General features: G+C 55.4%; 20 protein-coding genes. 7 read left to right on the forward strand and 13 right to left on the reverse strand.

Annotated elements, in window-relative coordinates:
* Position 1: 1 nt before the first annotated feature.
* Together HGO37_RS15225 and HGO37_RS15230 are read right to left on the reverse strand one after the other, a co-directional pair.
* Entirely contained in the window at positions 2-592 is a 591-nt protein-coding gene (locus HGO37_RS15225; RefSeq protein WP_250984046.1) for a PhzF family phenazine biosynthesis protein, read from the reverse strand.
* A complete protein-coding gene (locus HGO37_RS15230; RefSeq protein WP_250984047.1) occupies positions 549-836 on the reverse strand; it encodes a PhzF family phenazine biosynthesis protein in 288 nt (95 codons plus the stop codon). The genes HGO37_RS15225 and HGO37_RS15230 overlap by 44 nt, the downstream gene beginning before the upstream one ends.
* A 123-nt stretch (positions 837-959) precedes the next feature.
* On the opposite strand from HGO37_RS15230, the gene HGO37_RS15235 reads away from it, so the two are divergent.
* Entirely contained in the window at positions 960-1,418 is a 459-nt protein-coding gene (locus HGO37_RS15235; RefSeq protein WP_250984048.1) for an Lrp/AsnC family transcriptional regulator, read from the forward strand.
* A 164-nt stretch (positions 1,419-1,582) separates the two neighbouring features.
* Positions 1,583-2,500 carry a LysR substrate-binding domain-containing protein gene (locus tag HGO37_RS15240; protein ID WP_192490879.1) on the forward strand — a complete coding sequence of 306 codons (918 nt, stop codon included), beginning with the start codon at positions 1,583-1,585 and terminating at the stop codon, positions 2,498-2,500.
* Here the strand turns inward: HGO37_RS15240 and HGO37_RS15245 are convergent, their stop codons facing one another.
* The 7 genes from HGO37_RS15245 to HGO37_RS15275 all read right to left on the reverse strand — a co-directional run bounded on the left by HGO37_RS15245 (position 2,501) and on the right by HGO37_RS15275 (position 8,594).
* On the reverse strand, positions 2,501-3,019 hold the full coding sequence (locus HGO37_RS15245) for a gluconokinase (protein ID WP_192490880.1): 519 nt from the start codon (positions 3,017-3,019) through the stop codon (positions 2,501-2,503).
* Positions 3,019-4,299, reverse strand: coding sequence for a TRAP transporter large permease (locus HGO37_RS15250; RefSeq protein ID WP_250984049.1), 1,281 nt, complete (start codon positions 4,297-4,299; stop codon positions 3,019-3,021). Before HGO37_RS15250 ends, HGO37_RS15245 begins: the two co-directional genes overlap by 1 nt.
* The gene (locus HGO37_RS15255; RefSeq protein ID WP_250984050.1) at positions 4,296-4,844 is read right to left on the reverse strand and encodes a TRAP transporter small permease; all 549 of its coding nucleotides are present in this window, start codon (positions 4,842-4,844) and stop codon (positions 4,296-4,298) included. Before HGO37_RS15255 ends, HGO37_RS15250 begins: the two co-directional genes overlap by 4 nt.
* A 145-nt stretch (positions 4,845-4,989) precedes the next feature.
* Positions 4,990-5,988 carry a DctP family TRAP transporter solute-binding subunit gene (locus HGO37_RS15260; RefSeq protein ID WP_250984051.1) on the reverse strand — a complete coding sequence of 333 codons (999 nt, stop codon included), beginning with the start codon at positions 5,986-5,988 and terminating at the stop codon, positions 4,990-4,992.
* Between the two features lie 53 nt (positions 5,989-6,041).
* Positions 6,042-6,908, reverse strand: coding sequence for an NAD(P)-dependent oxidoreductase (locus HGO37_RS15265; protein ID WP_250984052.1), 867 nt, complete (start codon positions 6,906-6,908; stop codon positions 6,042-6,044).
* A 17-nt stretch (positions 6,909-6,925) separates the two neighbouring features.
* Complete coding sequence (locus HGO37_RS15270) at positions 6,926-7,231, reverse strand: putative quinol monooxygenase (protein ID WP_250984053.1); 306 nt, start codon at positions 7,229-7,231, stop codon at positions 6,926-6,928.
* A 10-nt stretch (positions 7,232-7,241) separates the two neighbouring features.
* Positions 7,242-8,594, reverse strand: coding sequence for an NAD(P)H-dependent oxidoreductase (locus tag HGO37_RS15275; RefSeq protein ID WP_250984054.1), 1,353 nt, complete (start codon positions 8,592-8,594; stop codon positions 7,242-7,244).
* Positions 8,595-9,117: 523 nt separating this feature from the next.
* Here HGO37_RS15275 and HGO37_RS15280 point away from each other — a divergent pair.
* Together HGO37_RS15280 and HGO37_RS15285 are read left to right on the forward strand one after the other, a co-directional pair.
* Positions 9,118-9,564: a pore-forming ESAT-6 family protein gene (locus HGO37_RS15280; protein WP_250984055.1), complete on the forward strand. Its 447-nt coding sequence runs from the start codon at positions 9,118-9,120 to the stop codon at positions 9,562-9,564.
* Between the two features lie 302 nt (positions 9,565-9,866).
* On the forward strand, positions 9,867-11,039 hold the full coding sequence (locus HGO37_RS15285) for a pyridoxal phosphate-dependent aminotransferase (RefSeq protein ID WP_250984056.1): 1,173 nt from the start codon (positions 9,867-9,869) through the stop codon (positions 11,037-11,039).
* Positions 11,040-11,108: 69 nt separating this feature from the next.
* On the opposite strand, the gene HGO37_RS15290 is transcribed toward HGO37_RS15285, so the two are convergent.
* Entirely contained in the window at positions 11,109-11,507 is a 399-nt protein-coding gene (locus HGO37_RS15290; protein WP_250984057.1) for a hypothetical protein, read from the reverse strand.
* Positions 11,508-11,635: 128 nt separating this feature from the next.
* On the opposite strand from HGO37_RS15290, the gene HGO37_RS15295 reads away from it, so the two are divergent.
* Entirely contained in the window at positions 11,636-12,961 is a 1,326-nt protein-coding gene (locus tag HGO37_RS15295) for a peptidoglycan L,D-endopeptidase MepK (RefSeq protein WP_441296704.1), read from the forward strand.
* Positions 12,962-13,063: 102 nt separating this feature from the next.
* Here the strand turns inward: HGO37_RS15295 and HGO37_RS15300 are convergent, their stop codons facing one another.
* Positions 13,064-14,167, reverse strand: a complete 1,104-nt coding sequence (locus HGO37_RS15300) for an NADH:flavin oxidoreductase/NADH oxidase (protein ID WP_250984059.1) — start codon at positions 14,165-14,167, stop codon at positions 13,064-13,066.
* A 201-nt stretch (positions 14,168-14,368) separates the two neighbouring features.
* Between HGO37_RS15300 and HGO37_RS15305 the strand changes: the two genes are divergently transcribed.
* Entirely contained in the window at positions 14,369-14,728 is a 360-nt protein-coding gene (locus HGO37_RS15305; RefSeq protein ID WP_250984060.1) for an ArsR/SmtB family transcription factor, read from the forward strand.
* A gap of 32 nt (positions 14,729-14,760) precedes the next feature.
* Here HGO37_RS15305 and HGO37_RS15310 read toward each other — a convergent pair whose 3' ends face one another.
* Positions 14,761-16,830, reverse strand: a complete 2,070-nt coding sequence (locus tag HGO37_RS15310) for a 2Fe-2S iron-sulfur cluster-binding protein (protein WP_250984061.1) — start codon at positions 16,828-16,830, stop codon at positions 14,761-14,763.
* A gap of 65 nt (positions 16,831-16,895) precedes the next feature.
* Positions 16,896-17,507: a glutathione S-transferase family protein gene (locus HGO37_RS15315; RefSeq protein WP_250984062.1), complete on the reverse strand. Its 612-nt coding sequence runs from the start codon at positions 17,505-17,507 to the stop codon at positions 16,896-16,898.
* A 121-nt stretch (positions 17,508-17,628) separates the two neighbouring features.
* On the opposite strand from HGO37_RS15315, the gene HGO37_RS15320 reads away from it, so the two are divergent.
* The gene (locus HGO37_RS15320) at positions 17,629-18,528 is read left to right on the forward strand and encodes a LysR family transcriptional regulator (RefSeq protein ID WP_250984063.1); all 900 of its coding nucleotides are present in this window, start codon (positions 17,629-17,631) and stop codon (positions 18,526-18,528) included.
* Positions 18,529-19,057 lie beyond the last annotated feature (529 nt).

Genomic DNA, 19,057 nt, shown 5'->3' on the forward strand with positions numbered 1-19,057 from the left:
GTCAAACAATGACGGACGAGCGGCCTCTCACCGAGACAGGGGCGCCAGGAGTTTCTGTAAGCGTAACCTCAATCCTGCTCGGCTGCCCCATATCCTCGCCTTGGTGGATGACAAAGGTGCCATCGCTAAGTATTTGCAGGTCACGCAGCATTCCTGCAAAAGCGGCCGCTGCTGCACCTGTTGCAGGGTCTTCAAGCACCCCGCCAATTGCAAAGGCGTTTCGCGCCTGGAAACGTCTTTCCTCTTCACGGAAGATAAAGGCCACTGTCCCGATCCGATGCTTTTCCATAAAACGACGACCTTCGTCGAGGTCGTAGTCCATACGCTTCAATGCGTCGCGAGTGTTGAGAGGCAGGACAAGATGTTCGGTGCCCGCATTGGCGCGACGCGGCGGCAAAAGAGGATCAAGCTCATCTACTGTATAGCCAAACAACGACAAAGCCTCATCAACCAGTTCAGGATCGGCCGGGCTGCTGCGGGTTGGTGGCGATAGAAGTGTGCTTACCCACGTCCCGTCGACCTGTTCGGCAGACACTTCAATCTCAGCCTTAGAAAGACTGAGGGCGTAGCGGCGGAATCCATGTGTATTCACCAAGTACTGCTCCGAGCGCGATTGTTGCGTGACCACAAAAAGGCACTTCTGTTTCAGGCGCGAAATAACGAACCCGCCAAGACCCGTCCGGGTTTGGACTTGCAAATACCGTCTCGGAATAACCGACCTCAGCGGCGATGGCCTGCATCTGCTCGGCTGACATGGGCTCTTGCGTCAACAGAACACCGGCTGGATTTCCTCCCAAACCGTTATTGGTGAACGCCGAAATTCGTTTAACTTGCACAGCACTATTCCTCATATTTTGCGCCAACAAATTAGCAGCAGCTTCGTCTCAAGTACTTTGTTTTTCAAAAACGAAGGAGAAGATCGCTTTCTATTTGATAAAGAAATCAGCTAATGTACCAAGATGAAGAAAATCAGCCTCGACTCGAAAGATCGCCGTATCATCGACGAACTTCTGGCGGATAGCCGCAAGAGTTCACAGACGATCGGCTCAACTGTCGGCCTGTCATCGCCGACCGTGCGGGAGCGCGTCAGACGTCTTGAAGATGAAGGGGTAATCGAGTGCTTCACGATCGAGGTCCCCTCGAAAATGCTGGGATACAGCCTTGAAGCCATTGTGCGCGTCGAGCCGCTTCCGGGGAAACTGCACATCGTCGAGAAAATTCTTCAAGACACCCCTGAAATCACCCAATGTGACACAGTCACAGGCGACGATTGCTTCATCGCACGTATGGTATTGAGAGATATTCAGGACCTCAATCGGCTACTCGACCCGCTTCATGACAAGGCGCGCACCAATACCAGCATCATCAAAGGCACGCCGGTACAAAGACGACGCGCACCTTTTGCAGACAATGGATAGTCTGTTGCCATCAGGTTTCTGCGGATCGAAGGAAAACCGACTAGGCTTCCAATCTAGCAAATCCTCGCTTTTACTGCAGTTCAATTATGCTTTAGAATCAACTTCGTCCGAGGCGAGATTCCCATCCTGCACGCGACCGAAACAGAAACCGGAAATAGCTCGCGATGCAGGTTCCTATACGCGCCATTACCGTGTTTCACGCCGTCGCAAGAGCGGGCAGTATTTCGCGCGCCGCCGACGAACTGGGTGTGACACCCTCTGCCGTGACACAGCAGATACAGGTACTGGAGGTTCAGCTTGGCATATCGCTGCTGAGCAAGGTCGGCCGTCGCATTACGCTGACAGAGGCAGGCGAACGTTACTTTGCCAGTGTAACGGATGAAATTGACCGTATTGTCGAGGCGACCAACACCATACGTGGCTATCGTTCGGTCACCACACTGACGATCCGTGCCACGCCGACCGTTTCCAACAAATGGCTATTGCCGCGCCTTGGCGCATTTCTCGACAATCACCCCGAACTGGAGGTGCGGCTGGACGGCACCAATGAGCCGACCGATTTCAACCGCGAAATGGTCGACGTGGAAATTCGCCACGGCGATGGTCGCTGGCCGGGCCTTTTCGTGGAAGGGTTGACGGAAGAATACTTTTTTCCTGTTTGCGCACCCGGCTACGCCCCTCAAGACGGATTGCACCCGTCGGAAGTTCTCAATTACCGTCTCATCCATTCGGTAAAATCGCAGGCGCAATGGCCGCGCTGGTTCACTCTTGCCAACATCGAAGCGCCGGACCGCTGGAAACGCGTGTTCTTTGACCGGAGCCACATGGCAATCGATGCTGCCTGCGACGGTTTCGGCATTGCACTTGAAAGCAATCTGATGATGTGGCGCGAATTGCGTGATGGACGCCTGATCTGCCCCATAAAAGCACCGCCACAGATCAGGCTAACCACCCAGTGGATCGTTTGCCCGAGAGATCATCTTAGGCAAAAGAAAGTACGTGTGTTCCTTGAATGGTTGCGCACGGAAAGCGCTCTATGGCGGGAGAAAGAGGCGATCTCCGTCTGGCCGGCCGACATCTGACTATGTTTTTATTGCCCGCAACTGCGTCAGGCTTTTAACCGCGGCGCGGATGATATCCGCAGGCATCAACCCTATCGATAAATGAAGTGCCTGCTCGTCCGGTTCAGGTGGTTCCAGCGCCTCAAGTTGGCTGTCCAGCAAAGATACACCAGCGTAGTGCCCCTTGCGGTTAGCAAGCCGTGCCGCGATGATTTCAGCGGCTCCATCGAGAAAGATGAAGTGCACCTGCCCCAGTCTTTCTCTAATAAAATCGCGGTAACGCCGTTTCAGCGCCGAACAGGCAATGACCGCTGGACGCTGCGACAGGGCAACTGCCTCATCGCAAACGCTGGCAAGCCATGGCCAGCGTGCTTCGTCGGAGAGCCCGTGCCCGGATCGCATCCGGGCAATATTTTCAGGGCTGTGCAGTTCATCTGCTTCCAGCCAAGGACAATCCAGTTCCCGGGCAAGGCCGCTGGCAATTTCTGTCTTGCCAGCGCCCGAGACGCCCATCACCACAATGAACGTATCGCCTGCCATCAATACAATCCAAGCAGCCGGATCGGGCCAAGCGTCAGGACCGGAAACAGCACCAGCGCCAGAATTGCCGCCATCATGATGCTGATCGGCAGGATCGATCCCTTGATGACATCCTCGATCGACATTTTGGCCACCTGCGCCACCGCGAACAGGCACACACCGACAGGCGGCGTAATCAGGCCAAGCGTCAAGGTAATGACCGTCACGATCAGGAAGTGCATGGGATCGATACCAAGCTGGATGGCTGGTGGCATCAGAACCGGGATCAGAATGAACATGGCAGCGATCGCGTCCATGAACATGCCGATGACGACGAGGAACAGGAAGATCAGGAACAGTGCCATGGTCGGGCCGGTGCTGATGCTGCCGAGGAATTCGGCAACCTGCTGTGGCAGGCCATCATAGGTAAAGACCCATGCCGCCAGTTTGGCTGTCGCGGCGATAAAAAGAATGGTGCCTGTTGTGCGTGCCGTTTCAATAAAGATCGATGGCAGTTCCTTCGGGCGGATGGTGCGGTAGAGCACGATCGACAGGAACATGGTGTAAAGCACGGCAATGGCGGCAGCTTCCGTCGGTGTAAAATAACCATCGACGATACCAACAAGCAGAATGACCGGCGTCAGCATCGGCAATATCGCGGCAATGCCAGTTGTGACCACAAGCCGGACATTAAAAGGCTTGGGCGGATTATAGCCGTGATAGACCGAATAGAAGTGGTTGAAAACCATGAACATGAAGGCCAGGAACAGGCCGGGCACCAGACCCGCAACCAGCAACGTGCCGATGGACACATTGGCGATGGAACCGGCGATCACGATGAGGATCGACGGTGGAATGATCGATGACAAGGTCGATGTCACCAGTGTCATGCCAACGGCATAGCCCTTGGGGAAACCGTGGCGCTGCATGGCGTTGATCTCGATTGCGCCGATCGAGGCGATATCGGCAACGGACGAGCCCGAAACACCACCGAAGATCACCGACGATGCCACGTTGACGTGCCCCAGCCCACCGGGAAGCCAGCCGACCAACGCCTCGGCAAAGTCAAACAGCCTTTCAGCCACGCGGCCACGCTCCATGAGCACTCCGACGAGAATGAACAGCGGCACAGCCACCAGCAGGAAGGAATTCATGGCCGAAAACATGCTCTGTGACAGCAAATCAAGCGGCGTCGATGTGTAGATGAGGATTGCAGCGATGCTGGAAAGGCCAAGCGAGACCGCGAGCGGCACGCCAAGTGCGCTGAGCACCAGAAACAGAACCAGAAGAAAAATGCTCATAGCGCCTTCTCCGTATTGGATGCGGATATGTCGGTTTCGGTCTGGGCAATGCCGATCTCCGGCAGCGCAATCTGGTTGCGGCGGTTGCGCAGGGAATCGACGATGCCAAGAATGGCAAGAAGAGCCGAAAGCGGCATGATGATGCCAATTGCCCACATGGGAACGGCAAGGGTTGCGGCGGTTTCATTCATCATGAACTGCTGGCGCACAAGACTTGCGCCCGTCCAGAACATCAGTCCAAAAAACAGCACGGAAAAACCGACATAGATTGGCACGGCCAGATATTTGAAAACGGACCGCAGCGAGGCGATAAACACCACAACACGGGCTGCCTCCACGGTACGAAAGCCTGCGGCAACTCCCAAGAACACCATCCAGACGAACAGAAACCGTGTGGCTTCCTCGGTCCAGGAAACCGGTATATTTGCAAGGCGGCTGCCCACCTGAAGAAGCACGACAAGAAAGATTCCCATGGCAGCAAGGCCTGCCGAAACATCGGCGAAGATCCTGATCATGCGGCTGGGAAGAGAGATATTGCTAGACATTAAAGCGATCCTTCAGAACGGGTCGGGACAGGCCAGGCTGTCAGTCATTCATGCGGATAAAGGCGTGGTGGCACAGGGCTGATGTGCTGTAGCCAGAGAGGGTCATGCCGCCCGAGAAGAAGCCCGGGCGGCATGACACAGGACGTCAGTTCTTGCCGACGGAAGCCACGCTACGATCGAAGAACGATTGGTCCTTCACGAGCCCGGCAAATACCGGAAACAGGCTTTTCGACACTTCCACGAAGGCCTGTTTTTGTTCAGGCGTCAAAGTGTTGACTTCCATGCCGCTTTTTTTGAGCTCGGCCAGTGCCTTGTCAGCTTCTGCCGCGTCGTTTTCAGCCTTCCAGTTCTCGGTTTCGGCCGAGGCCTCGGTGATGATCTTCTTTTCCTCATCAGTGAGCGCTGCGAACTTGGCAGGATTGATAGCCATGACCCAGCCGTCGCCCATGTGGTCGGTCATGGAAACGTATTTCTGGACTTCATAGAGCTTGGCACTGAGCGGTACGTTGATCGGGTTTTCCTGCCCGTCAACGACCTTGAGCTGGAGGGCATTATAGACTTCCGCAAAGGCCATGGGGGTCGGAACAGCGCCGAGTTTTTTGAAGAACTCGACGTAAAGGGGGTTGTTCGGCACACGCAGTTTCACCCCGGCAAGATCGGCCGGAGAGGTGATCGGCAAACGTGAATTGGTGATCTGGCGGAATGGACGTGTCCACATGCCAAGCCCCTTGATGCCGATCTTGTCTAGATCTGCAATCAGTTCCTGCCCCAGTTCGCCGCTCAGATAATCGCGAAGCTGCGCCATGTCGTCATAGAGATAGGGGATGGAAATGGCTGTGAACTTCGGATTGAAGTTCGAATAAAGCGATGTGGACAGCAACAGCATGTCCAGCGAACCACCAGCCAGCTGCTTGACGGCCGCCGATGGATCAGCGCCATAAAGCGTACCGTTCGGAAACACTTTGACAGTGATGTCACCGTTGCTTTTCGCCGTGACAATTTCAGCGAATTTTTTGGCGGCGATGGTGATTTCCGACGTGTCGGTATCGGGTGTCGACAGCGTTAGCGTTGTTGCAGCTTGCGCTGCAGTTGTCGCCAGCATGGACGCGGCAACCAGAAGTCCGCGCATAAAAGTCATGTTCATGTGTTCTCCTCCACACAGTGTTTTTAATCACGATACTTCCCTCCCTGGAAGCATCAGGCATTCATGCGCCGCAACTCTTCTATGACGGCGCTATGATCAAGATCGCCATCGCCATTTTCGACCATGGCGGCAAAAAGCCGGTCGGCCCCGATGGCGATGGGAAGCTGCAGTCCAAGCCCTGCCGCAAGCGACAGGGCGGTGTTGGTATCTTTGAGTTGGTACCGGGCTGGGCCACCGGGAACGAAATCATTCGTCACCATGCGTAAGCCGTGCTGGCGCAGGATCGTCGAGTCTGCAAAACCGCCCAGCAGTGCTTCGCGCACGCGGGCTGGATCTGCCCCGCCACGTTCGGCCAAAAGCAATGCCTCGGCCACCGTGCAGATGGAACTGGCAACGATCATCTGGTTGGCAAGTTTGGCAAGCTGGCCACTGCCAACCGGTCCCACAGGCGTCAGTCTGCCCATGGCAGCGAACACACGCTGCATGGCAGCCACGTCACCAACCTCGCCACCGGCCATGATGGCAAGCGTGCCGTCACGGGCACCCTTTTCACCGCCCGACACCGGCGCATCAATGTAGAAAATGCCCTTCTGCCGGCAGATGTCTGCCTGCTTCCTTGCGGTTTCCACCGGAATGGAACTCATGACGATGAGTGTAGACCCGGTCTGCATGGCATCAATGACGCCGCCTTCACCAAGCAAAACCTCATCGCAGACCGGGCCTGAGCTCAACATGCAGATGACGAAATCCTTGGCCGTTGCGGCGGCAACGGCGCTACTTGCCACCTCGATACCCAGATCTTTCAAAGATGCGGTTTTTCCCGGTGAGCGGTTCCAGGCCGCCATGTCGAAACCCGCCTCGGAAAGCCTGCGAACCATGTGGCCGCCCATGATGCCCGTGCCGATAAATCCACCTCTCATCGTCAGTCCCATCCCCTTTAGAAAAGCTTGCCGAAGCGCACTGGGTGCTCGGCAATGATCAGTGACGGAAAGGCTTCACGAAACCGCGCCAGATGCGGTGTTTCGAGATGCGCATCAAAGGCCGCGCGGCTGTCATAGACCTCGTAGAAGACAACCGTGTCTTCCTCATCGTCGATCGTGACGACATCGAACTGCCTGCAGCCCGGTTCATCGGCAACGGAATGTTTGGCATCGTCATGCGCCGCCGCAAGAAAGGCTTCCATGCAGCCGGGCTTCACATGAAACCCGGCAAACACGACGAATGGCTTGTTGTTATCAGGCATGTCGCCCTCCTTATGCCTGACCGCCAGGACGGAAACGGTTTTCCATGTCACGGCGCAGGTTGACGACATCGAGATCGTTGACCAGTTCGACGTCGTCGAAGCTGACGATCGTGTCCTTGGCAATCGGGCGGATAACCTTGACGTTGTGGGCAAGACCGATTGGCAGGGCTTTCAGGGAAAGGCTGCGCTCTGCCGGAATTGCATTGGCCCAGACCGCGAAACCGCCTTCACCATCCAGCATTTCGCCAGGCTTCAGGTCTTTTTTGGCAACTGCTACGGCATCGCCGCGGAACTCCTTGGAGCAACCCGTCGCTTCGCCGCGCAGCACCGCCGACAGCACGCTGATGGAAGTTTCAAGACCGATGATGTGGAACGGACGCCACATGGACGCATACCCGCCCGACGGATCGGTCAGCAGGCCATATTGCTTGAAGCAGGCCTTGGCATATTCATTATGCGCCTTGAAGGTAACGAAAACGCCGTAGCGAATGTTGTTGAACACCTCACGACCATCCGGCTCCTGGCTGGCGGCGATATCGACGAGACCCGAACGTGCCATGCGACCACCATCCGCAGCAGGACGGAAAACCCGCGCCAGATCGTGCAGTCCAGCTGGCGGGAAGGCAAGACCATCATCCGGGCAATCCAGACCGGTGCCATTGGCAACCGCTGCCATTTCGATTGCCGCCTTGGTACCATCGGTGAAGGAGTTATACATTTTTGGATTAAAATCACCCTTGGCAACTTCCTCATCGGTCCAGCCAAAGAAACCCCAGACGGTTTCAGGCGTCGAGTAGCGGTAGCGCGGCTCGAAATTCATGCCCTTGCCGGCAGCGGTGACTTCAAAACCGGTAGCACGCGCCCAATCGACCAGTTCGCAGATCAGAGCTGGCTGATCCCCGTAGGCCATGGAGTAGATGACACCCTTCTGGCGGGCTTTTTCAGCCAGGATCGGCCCAACCATGACGTCGGCTTCAACATTGACCATCACAACGTGCTTGTCGGCCTCAATGGCTTTGAGAGCATGGCGTGTTCCAAAAATCGGATGGCCGGTTGCCTCGATGATGCAGTCAATCTCGTCGCAGGCCAGCATGGCATCGACATCATCAAGCACGCAGGTCGTGCCGGACAACATGGCTTCACCGACCGTTTTTGCGCTGTAGCGGTTGTCGGACCAACCGACGCGATTGAGAGATTCCCGTGCCTTGGAGACATTGAGGTCAACGACCGCAACCATATGCAGACCGTCGATGCGTTGCGCCTGGGCGAGAACCATGGAACCGAATTTACCGGCGCCAATCAGGCCAACACGAACGGGGCGCCCCTTGGCGGCACTGGCGGACAGAAGACTGTAGAGATTCATGAAATGATCCTTGGATGATGTTGAGCATCATCGATGGGCGCAGTGCACCGTTTTCGCCTTCGACCAGAAGGTGAATTCAGGAAACCGCTCCAACGATGAGATTGCAGATAGTGCGACAGACAATGCGAACGGCTGCGCCGCTGCATCAACCTGGTGTCAGATAGTGCGCATCAGGCAAACGGTGACGCCCACCGCTTTCGGGTGCTGAATGACATGTATTGATCTCCTCCTTCGGCTCGCAGAACTCCTCCCCGCGAGCAATGCAGCCATTTCCCTTGGCTGTTAATGGGAGATTAAACGTGCGGCGACGTTAGCTCAATTTAGAACAAAAGAAATTTTGTTTAGTTTTTCTAACAAATTGAGACATCGAGATTAGGAGAAGTTTGCATCTTCCTGCCACAGCCGCACCGCAATTTTCCGCTCAAGTGCTGCGCCTTATACACTTGAGAAATTATGACCGTTTCGAAAGGGAAAACCTGGGCTTCAGCAAACAACAGAAGAATAATGTTCTAGAAACCTGCAGTTGCTGGAACCATTCAGAAGCAATAACAATTGGTTGTATGATATTTTGGAAGGAGACAGAAATATGAAAATTCTTGCTTTAACGGCTATATTGACTGGCGCCACAATCACGGCTGCATTTGCACAGCAACCGACGCCTGAACAGGTGGAAATGGCATATACTGCGGCGAGAAACCAGCTCGGCGTACTGACCTATTGCCAGGGAAAAGGTCATATTGACGGTACCGCAGCCGAAGTTCAGACCAAGCTTCTTGCCCTAGTGCCCGCTCCTGCCGATGTTTCCAAGGGCGATGCTGCCGAAGACGTTGGCAAGCAAGGAAAGGTCTCCGTCATGGGTATGGAACAAGACCTGACAACCGCCGCAAAAGCGCAGGGCGTTGATGAAGCCAAGCTTTGCGAGACCATGTCAAATGCCTTGAAACAGGCTGCCGCAAACCTGCCCCAGTAACCATTCTGGCCAAATGGCCTTATCGGCAATAAATTATGCCGCTTTAAACACCTTGCCTGTTCAGTTCACCAACTGGACGGGCAATTATTAAGCGGGATGCTCGCTTCCCCTTTTTTCATAAGACCAACTCACCGAATGCCGGGATGCCGACGATCACGTCGACGCGCGATGTTACATCGAGTTTTTGATAGGTTGGTGGTCTGGAACTGGCAGGCAAAAAACGGACCGTGCAAGGCTTTTCCTAAGCTCTATCATGCATGGAACAGGTTGATACTCCCAAATATATGTGAAATTCAGGAACGATGAGTAATACTGTTGTCGAAGCGCGGCCGGCTGTCCGGGCACTCTCCAATTCGCTTATCCGTGAGGTCGCAAATGCGGCGATGGGCAAGTCGAATGTTCTGCCTTTCTGGTTCGGTGAGGCCGATACGCCCACTCCCGATTTCGTTCGGAAAGCAGCGGCAGAATCCCTGCTGTCGGGCGAAACATTTTATTCCCAGAATCTCGGGCGTCCCTATCTGAGAGAAACCATCGCGGCCTATCAGAGCGAACTGCTCGGCTGCGCTATTCCGGTCGAACAGGTACTGGCTGTCGGCTCCGGCATGAGTGGTTTGCAGATTGCAATGCAGCTCGTACTATCGCCGGGTGATCGGGTTGTGGCGGTAACCCCGCTGTGGCCAAATATCAGCGAAGCACCACTTATTCTCGGCGCGAATGTTGAGCGTGTTCCTTTGTCCATCAATGATGGTCGCTGGTCGCTTGATCTCGACAAACTTATTGACGCGCTGACGCCCGACACCCGCATGGTTATCATCAACTCGCCAAACAATCCGACTGGCTGGGCGATTGATGACGAAAGCGTTCAGGCCATTTTGAAGCATTGCCGAAAGCACGGTATCTGGATTTTAGCCGACGAGGTTTATCAGCGGTTGGTATACGATCCTGCTGTCCGTTATGCCCCGTCATTTCTGCGCCACTATCAAACCGGCGATCGCATCATTTCAGTCAACAGCTTCTCCAAGTCCTGGTCGATGACCGGCTGGCGTATTGGCTGGATGGTCATTCCGGAAACGCTGTCACAGGATGCCACCAAGCTAGTGGAGTATAATTTCTCCTGCATCTTTGAACCGACCCAACGCGCTGCAGCCGTGGCGATCAAGGAAGGAGAAAGTGAAGTGCTGCGTCTGCGCGCCAATCTTACCAAGACCCGTGCATTGCTGGTTGACGGGCTACGCAGCATGGGCGGCGTCAGTGTGCCGGAGGCTGGCGGAGCCATGTATGCGTTTCTGCGCATTGATGGCTACGGCAAATCTCTCGAGTTGGCGCAGCGTCTCGTCCGCGAAGTCGGTCTTGGTCTCGCGCCGGGAGCCGCTTTCGGTCCCGAGGGTGAAGGTTGGCTGCGGTGGTGCCACGCCGTTTCCGAAGACAAGATTTCCGAAGGCCTGAACAGGCTGTCAGACTTCCTTCGCCGATGAGGTCTGCAATCGTTCTTTCGATACCGACATCCTCTCCTAAGGATGGCCCCGTCCCGAAACACAACAGGATCAGCCAAACTGTTCAACGACTTTACTGCAAACAGCAACCCGCAGGTGCGCAACCGGCATCTGCGGAAATGCTGGAGCAGGCACTGCATGAACAGAAGCTCTCCCATCATTCAACGTCTGCGGGCACGCAGCCGCAAGATGGCCGCCGTCTTCTTTCCGCACAGCAATTTTGCCTTCCGCCTGCGCAATTTCATCATGCGGAACATGCCAAAACGTCTGCTTGGATGGTATTTTAGCAGTGCAATCAAAGCGGAAATGAAGCTCCTGGAGAAATAGGCTCAAGTGTCTATGTCGTTTAAGAAAATTGGCGTTGGCGTCGACACTTCCGCCTGTGCATATCTGGTTTCCAACCCACCTTATAACGTCGTTGTGATGAATTGCGGGCGGCAACTGTCTCATCGTAAATCACCCGTTAACACCTTGTTGACCATAATTGCCCTCAGTTGTTCGAGGGCATGGGTGTACTGACTGCCGCCTGCCCTTTGTGGAGTTTGTCAGCCAAGCGGGTGTTCAAGTTGTCGATTATTATGTCTCCCGACATGACGTCGGTTGGCCTTTCCGGCCTTCTCAACCGTTTCGCCAAGGCGATCCGCGTTGTGACAATCGCTGCGGTCGCGCTGCTTGGAGTGGTGTCATTCGCCCAGGCACAAGACCGCTCACTCAAGCTGTATTTTGTACATACCGGAGAAAAGGCCACCATTACCTACAAGCGGAATGGCCGTTTCGATCCGGCAGGTCTGCAGAAGGTCAATCGTTTCCTTCGTGACTGGCGACGTAATGAGAGCGGACGGATGGACCCGAGGCTGCTCGACATTGTCTGGGAAATCTACCAACGCGCCAACACTTCGAACTACATCCATGTCGTTTCCGGCTACCGGTCTCCCACCACCAACGCCATGTTGCGTGGCCGGTCGAGAAACACCGGTGTTGGAGAAAAAAGCTTGCATATGCAGGGCAAGGCGATGGATTTCTATATTCCCGGTGTGAAGCTGTCGACGCTGCGTGCACTCGCCATGCAGATGCAGGCAGGAGGCGTTGGCTATTACCCAACGTCTGGTTCGCCGTTCTTGCATGTTGACGTCGGTGGAGTACGCGCTTGGCCGCGCATGTCGCGGCAGGAACTGGTCAGACTTTTCCCGGATGGCAAAACACTGCATCTGCCGCCAGATGGCAGACGCTTTGCCGGCTATAACGTTGCGCTTGCCGACTACAGACGTCGCGTCAACGGTCAGTCAATTCAGGTTGCGTCGGTTGCCAGACCAACCAACGCTGCTTCGCAGGCAAAAGCCGCCGCCGCCCCATCCCGTGTTGCACCGGTTGCGGATAGCCAGAGCACACTGGTGACTGCAATGCTGCCGGTGCCCACAAGCCGGCCGACCACAGCCTTTGACATCGCCGACAGAACCGATGACGGACGCGTTGATGTCGCGAAGTTCGCGATACCAATGCCCACTATGAGGCCCGAGGCAGAAATTGGCGAAGTTGCTGCAGCGACCGATCCAATCGTGACCGCTTCGCTGGGGGCCATCCCCTCTGTTCGTCCCTCGCCCACACCTGGCGACCCGGCAACCGCGGCCACTGTCCTGACACCGTCGTTCACCACGGGTTTTAGTGCGGTCACACCGGATTTCGATACAGCCTTCAAGGAGCCGAAATCGTCTATCGCGTCCTTGCGTTTCGAACCTGTCGATCTTGACGATGAAGAGGAGCTTGATAGCCAGGACATCTTGATCGGCTGGGCGATCTCTCCGCGCAACAGTCAGGTCGCGATGTTCGCTCCTGAGCTGACAAGACGTGTCCTGATGGATCATACGACCGATACCGGCACGAGCAGGGATCTGTCCGACATATAAAAGCGGGGAACATTTAAGGTGCTCCGCTTTCGTTGCCTTGCCGACTTTTGAAACGATAAAGGCTCCGGTCTTTCAAAACCGGAGCCTTATTGTCAGTGACTGTTACATCTTGAAAAGCGACTTCAGTGTGGAGGGTTGGCTGCGATGATATTGCGGTGCAGCCGACACCTCTCCGCCGAGTGCGGCAGCCGCGTGCCAAGGCCAACGCGGATCATAGAGGATCGTACGGGCAAGGCCGACAAGATCGGCATCGCCAGTCGCAATGATTGCCTCGGCCTGTGCAGGCTCGGTAATCAATCCAACAGCAACAACCGGCATCTTCACCGCAGCCTTGACGGCACGAGCGAACGGTACCTGATAGCTCGGGGACAGCGGAATCGCTTGATCGACATGCAGACCGCCCGTCGATACGTTGATGGCATCGCAGCCACGAAGCTCCAGAGCCTTCGCAAACTCTATGGTCTGTTCAATATCCCAGCCATTGTCGTGCCAGTCGGTGGCCGAAACACGAACCGTCACCACCTTGTCCGCAGGGAATGCAGATCTGACCGCATCAAAGACCTCAAGCGGAAAACGCATCCGGTTTTCCAGGCTGCCGCCATATTCATCAGTTCGATGATTGGAAAGCGGCGAGAGAAATGAATGCAGCAAGTAACCGTGCGCCGCATGAATTTGTACCGCATCAATCCCGATACGGGCAGCGCGTTTGGCAGCCTCTGCAAAGGCATCGCGGATCGCGTTCATTCGTTCACGGGTCAGCGCGGTCGGCACCGTATCCGTGGATTTGAACGGCACCGCGGAAGGTGCTTCGGTTTGCCAGCCATTCTTCTGGTCTGCCGCAATCTGTGCGCCACCCAGCCAAGGCAAGTCCGAAGACGCCTTCCGGCCGGCATGGGCAAGCTGTATCGCGATCGGTATGTTTGACCACTTGCGAATGCCATCCAGCGTGCGTTGCATGGCCTGTTCTGTTGCGTCGTCATAGAGGCCGACATCCGCGTAGCTGATGCGTCCCTCGGGAACGACTGCGGTTGCTTCGATGGTCAACAGGCCGGCGCCAGACAGCGCAAGTTGCCCGAGATGGATCAGGTGCCAGTCCGTCATGCAACCATCGACGGCTGAATAGGTGCACATCGGGGCGATGGTGATACGGTTCTCTAGTTCGAGATTGCGGATCTTGAACGGCGTGAATAGCTGCGGCTGAGGCATTGGGCATACTCTTAACGTGACGGGTTTGTCACCATACCGATGACCTGATGAGGTTCCCAGAATGATGCGCGATCTTGACCAGTCAATCAATCTGACAAAGATCAATTGGTATGGACAATACCATACCTAAGCCTGTCGAAGGTATACGTCAAGGCGTACCTTGCGCTTGCGCATCATCGTCCGACCCGGTAAAATGTCTTCATGCCAGATTTGCTTCCCCAACCCGCACGTGACGAGATCGACCTCGGTGTCGTCCTGTCCACATTGTCTGATCCTCTGCGTCGCACCACCGTTGCCATTCTCGCAACATTGCCTGAGTGCACGGAGCGCAACTGTGTGTCCTTCGGATTTCCGGTCGCGAAAGCTTCCCTCACCCATCACTTCAAGGTTCTGCGTGAGTCCGGCCTGATCAGCCAGATCGACTACGGAAATCGGCGTTCGTCGTCGCTGCGGAAGCAAGATATCGAAGCCCGCTTTCCCGGTCTTCTGGCACTTCTGGTCGATGAGTTAGAGCGGGATGGCGGTGCCGAAAAGGCGGTGGCGTTGGCAGGTCAACGCTAAGACCAACGCCCCAAGTCGGTATTGACAGACTATCAGATGTCCAGGTGCAGATCGCTGCCAGTTGCCGGGACGGAGCAGCAGATTAACGCATGGCCCACACCAGGATCATAAGCTGGCTGCGAGAAATAGCTGACCTGCCCTTTGATGATAGCGGCTTTACAATCTCCGCAGTGCCCTGCCCGACAACCGAAGGCTGGTGACAGGCCACGCTGTTCCGCAAGTTCGAGCAAAGACCCGTCACCGGGTTTCCACCGCGCCTCCTTTGTCGACCCTGCAAAAATCACCCTGACAGGCTCGGACGCAGGCTGTGCAGAGTTGACCTTAATAGAACCGTCTTTGACATCGCGTTTCAGCCCCGACGGTCCAAAAGCCTCGGCATGTATGCGTTCATCTGCGACATTGAGCTTGAGCAAGCCATCATAAACCGACTGCATAAAGGATGGCGGCCCACAGAGATAAAAATCATAATCGTCAAAGGGCAGATGCGCCTTCAACAGATCCATATTGATGCGGCCTAAAGTCTCGCGACTTTCCAACCCGTCCTCCTCCGGCTGCCCAACGACTCTGATATCCCGGACGCTGCCGTTGCCGCGCGCGACCAATTCATCAATCTCTTGGTCGAACGCCCGCTCCTGACGTCTATGGGATGATCTGAAAAACCAGACCGGGCGGCGATGTCGTGTCCTATCGCCCTCATGAACGAGATGACGCAGCATTGACAATAAGGGTGTGACACCAATACCGGCGGCAATAAACACCGCATGCCTGCTCCGCTCCATCGGATCGATAGTGAAGGCACCGGTTGGCGCAAGCGCTGAAATTTCGTCACCGATCTGCATGCCATGCAGCAGGTTTGATGCCTTCCCCTCGCGTTTGACGCTTATGCGGTAATAACCGTCCGACGGTGCACTTGAGATCGTGTAGCTGCGTCGGATGAACACCCCACCATCGGCAATTTTGACCGGCAGATGCTGACCTGACAGATGCGGGATTAAAGCTTCACCGTCAGCCGGCTCAAGGTGGAGTGAGCGGATCGTCGTGCTTTCATCGACGATCCGTCCAATACGAAAATTGCGCCAGGTCTTTGCTTTTGCTGCGGCCTGCAGCCGGGCCTCGGCGTCTGTCCAACTGCCGGTCATCAGACTACTGGGCGACATTCCATCGTCGGCAAACGTCCACCGCAAGGGCAGTGCATCCCGACGCCGGACAACCTTCGTCGGCATGACCCGCCAAAGCCGCTCTGCACCTTCGAAAGCCGTAATTTCGGGTGATTCAAGAATAAGCTCAACAGTCCCTGCGATCTGCAGGACATCACCTGTTACTGCATCAAAGAACACCAAACCGGCAAGCGGATTAACGAGAAAATTTCCGAGCGTGTTGAAGAACAGATTGCCGTTAAAATCAGGGACAGTCAGACCGCCATCATCGTCAATGCGCACGAAACCGGCCCGGCCGCCACGGTGCGAGATATCAACCTGCCGCTTTTCGTCGGGTCGATCGACATAGGATGCGACAAAAAATGTATCTGCTGTGGAGATGATACGCCGTGCATCGGCGTCAAGTCTGTCGCTGACATCAACTGCAGAACTCGTCTGTTGCAACGGGTCACGCACGAACGCGAAATGCCGGTTCTGGATGTAACGCGGACAGTTTCCAAAACTGTCCTCCACCGAAACCGAAAAGCCTTCGTTTGACTGACGGGTGATCAAGCCGTTCATACGGTTGCGCCTGCGGGTTACAAGATCAATTCCCAGCAGGCCGACAGGGTCTCCCTCCTTCATTCCGGCTTGCGCAGGATCGCTGGTATCACTCACCGCATTGATGTCCAGTGTGAGCGGATCAGGTGAATGCAGAAAACCCGGTTGACCGCTCCGGATTGTAGCCCATGGCATACCCTCGCCATCCACCGCACCTATAACGATAAACGGCAGAAGCGGATAGAATTCGCGGTGCTGATCCAGCAGAAAATGACGCACGAATTTTCGACCAACCGTATCCATCTGGTCGGCGACACCGGCGTGTCGTTGCAATTCCAGCTCACCTTCATGCCAGGGTGATGACAAGGCCGAAACATTTTCGAGTTGCGCATTTCGATCGGACATTCGCACCTCCAAGGGAAACATGGAAAAAGTGGATGCGGCCCAATTTGCCGACCGCATCCTCACAATCAGGCAGCAAGGCCTGCTGCGGTTTTGGGGAAAGCCACAAAGCCGGGCAGCGCTTCTATGCGGGCAAGCCACCGGCGGACGTTTTCATGCGGTACGAGGTTCACATTTCCTTCTGGCGCACTGACGATATAGCTGTAGAGCGCAATATCAGCGATGGTCGGTTTTTCATCGATGATGAACTGATGCTGCTCCAACTCCGCATTGATCAGCCCGAGAATGCGATGGGCGCGCGCGATAACTTCATCGGCACGAAAATCCGCACCGAACACGGTAATCAGCCGGGCGGCAGCCGGCCCATAGGCGATTTCGCCAGCGGCGACAGACAACCATTTCTGGACTTTTGCTGTCGACTGCAGGTCGTCAGGCAGCCAGTCCTTCCGGCCCAGTTTAGTGGCGAGATAAACGAGGATTGCGTTGGAATCATTGACGATGATGTCTCCGTCCTCAAGCACGGGCACCTGACCGAACGGATTGAGTTTGAGGAATGGCGCCGATTTGTGCTCGCCGTTTGCCAGATCGACGTCGATGACTTCGGCTTTCACACCGAGCAGCGAAAGACCGAGCAGGGCACGATGCGCATGGCCGGAAAGCGGAAAATGGTACAGTTTCATGAGAGGCTCCGTTGAGATGTGGAGCAAAAGCTCCGATGGCACGAAGGAGGCTATCGGCATCCACATTTCTGCAGTAGACAGATATTTATAGAGTTACCCTCTCACTTTTTGGAAGGCTGATATGGACCGGCTGGATGCCATGGCTGTTTTGTTGTCTGTCGTGGAAAACGGCAGTCTGTCGGCAGCGTCCCGGGCACTTCATTCACCTCTGCCGACGGTCAGCCGCAAGATATCGGAGCTTGAGGCTCAGCTTGGGGTTCAGCTATTGGTGCGCACCAGCCGCAAGGCCCTGTTGACAGAAGCCGGAGAAAATTATGTCATTGCCGCGCGCGAGATCCTCGGCCGCGTTGAGGAAGCGGAACGCCGCGCATCCGGTGAATATGTTTCGCCACGCGGCGACCTGACAATCACAGCGCCGATCGTGTTTGGCCGCCTGCATGTGTTGCCGATCATCACCGAATTTCTGAAAGTGTTTCCCGACATCAATATCCGGCTTGCGATGAGTGACCGGTCCGTCAGCCTCGCAGACGAACATATCGATGTCGCTCTGCGTATCTCAGCGCTGTCAGAAAACAATCTGATTGCAACACGTCTCGGTGCGATCCGCACATGTGTTTACGCCAATCCGGATTATCTGCGCCGACACGGTCAGCCACTCCATCCGCGCGACCTTGAAAACCACAGATGTATCGCGTTTGAAGGCGTGCTTTCAAACCGGTTCTGGACATTCAAAGACACCGGTTCGGAGATTACAGTGCCGGTACGGCCCCGTTTATCGGTCAATACGGCAGAGGCAGCTGTGGATGCTGCAGCCGATGGGTTGGGCATCACAAGGGTGATGTCCTATCAGGCGAAACGGGCCGTGGAAGCCGGCCTGCTCGTGCCGCTTCTGGAGGATTTCGAGTTGGACGCCTCACCCGTACATCTGGTTTATCTGTCGCAAGGGCTGATGACGCTGAAGCTCAGAACGTTTCTCGACTTTGCTGCTCCAAGACTTCGAGCCGTCCTGCAGCAGATCTAAGAGCGCCAAGGCTAATTTCGGTACATCAGCTTACTGCTTCACGCGGGTCTAAACGATATGCAATGCCCTGCCGCTCACAGGTTTGTTCGCCTGGTTCCAGCCACCATTGAGAACCGCGGAAAGTGACCCAATTGCTTTCTTTATCGTCAAGGGTCGCCACTGGCAGGCATGCCGGATTGATACCCTAGAATGATCTTTGGTGTGGATTGATTGCTCAGTACAAAACGAACATTCTGCGCCAGCCGAAAACACTGACAGATTTAGGTATGGGGAACGGACACATGAACCTAAGAAATTTTACCTGACGACAGCAATCGATTGCGCCCCCATATCCACGCTGAAACCAAAACCGCTGGATATTGCTCTAACTACGGGCAAGCCGCACACCAAGTTTGCTGACCGAAAACGTTAAAGTCATGTCCGGGCATCACCGGTTTAACCATGCAGAAAACGATTATTGCCATGGGGGATATCTCTCTCGGTAATCTGTCATTCGGCTTAAAAGCTGCAAACTTTTGCCTGCGGCAGG

It is taken from the genome of Rhizobium sp. CG4, assembly GCF_023701965.1.
Taxonomy (GTDB): domain Bacteria; phylum Pseudomonadota; class Alphaproteobacteria; order Rhizobiales; family Rhizobiaceae; genus Agrobacterium.

Coding starts and splice junctions, on each gene's coding strand:
- HGO37_RS15235 (WP_250984048.1), top strand. CDS start 960: ATGAAGAAAATCAGCCTCGACTCGAAAGATCGCCGTATCATCGACGAA.
- HGO37_RS15240 (WP_192490879.1), top strand. CDS start 1,583: ATGCAGGTTCCTATACGCGCCATTACCGTGTTTCACGCCGTCGCAAGA.
- HGO37_RS15245 (WP_192490880.1), bottom strand. CDS start 3,019: ATGGCAGGCGATACGTTCATTGTGGTGATGGGCGTCTCGGGCGCTGGC.
- HGO37_RS15250 (WP_250984049.1), bottom strand. CDS start 4,299: ATGAGCATTTTTCTTCTGGTTCTGTTTCTGGTGCTCAGCGCACTTGGC.
- HGO37_RS15255 (WP_250984050.1), bottom strand. CDS start 4,844: ATGTCTAGCAATATCTCTCTTCCCAGCCGCATGATCAGGATCTTCGCC.
- HGO37_RS15260 (WP_250984051.1), bottom strand. CDS start 5,988: ATGAACATGACTTTTATGCGCGGACTTCTGGTTGCCGCGTCCATGCTG.
- HGO37_RS15265 (WP_250984052.1), bottom strand. CDS start 6,908: ATGAGAGGTGGATTTATCGGCACGGGCATCATGGGCGGCCACATGGTT.
- HGO37_RS15270 (WP_250984053.1), bottom strand. CDS start 7,231: ATGCCTGATAACAACAAGCCATTCGTCGTGTTTGCCGGGTTTCATGTG.
- HGO37_RS15275 (WP_250984054.1), bottom strand. CDS start 8,594: ATGAATCTCTACAGTCTTCTGTCCGCCAGTGCCGCCAAGGGGCGCCCC.
- HGO37_RS15285 (WP_250984056.1), top strand. CDS start 9,867: ATGAGTAATACTGTTGTCGAAGCGCGGCCGGCTGTCCGGGCACTCTCC.
- HGO37_RS15290 (WP_250984057.1), bottom strand. CDS start 11,507: ATGAGACAGTTGCCGCCCGCAATTCATCACAACGACGTTATAAGGTGG.
- HGO37_RS15295 (WP_441296704.1), top strand. CDS start 11,636: ATGTCTCCCGACATGACGTCGGTTGGCCTTTCCGGCCTTCTCAACCGT.
- HGO37_RS15300 (WP_250984059.1), bottom strand. CDS start 14,167: ATGCCTCAGCCGCAGCTATTCACGCCGTTCAAGATCCGCAATCTCGAA.
- HGO37_RS15305 (WP_250984060.1), top strand. CDS start 14,369: ATGCCAGATTTGCTTCCCCAACCCGCACGTGACGAGATCGACCTCGGT.
- HGO37_RS15310 (WP_250984061.1), bottom strand. CDS start 16,830: ATGTCCGATCGAAATGCGCAACTCGAAAATGTTTCGGCCTTGTCATCA.
- HGO37_RS15315 (WP_250984062.1), bottom strand. CDS start 17,507: ATGAAACTGTACCATTTTCCGCTTTCCGGCCATGCGCATCGTGCCCTG.
- HGO37_RS15320 (WP_250984063.1), top strand. CDS start 17,629: ATGGACCGGCTGGATGCCATGGCTGTTTTGTTGTCTGTCGTGGAAAAC.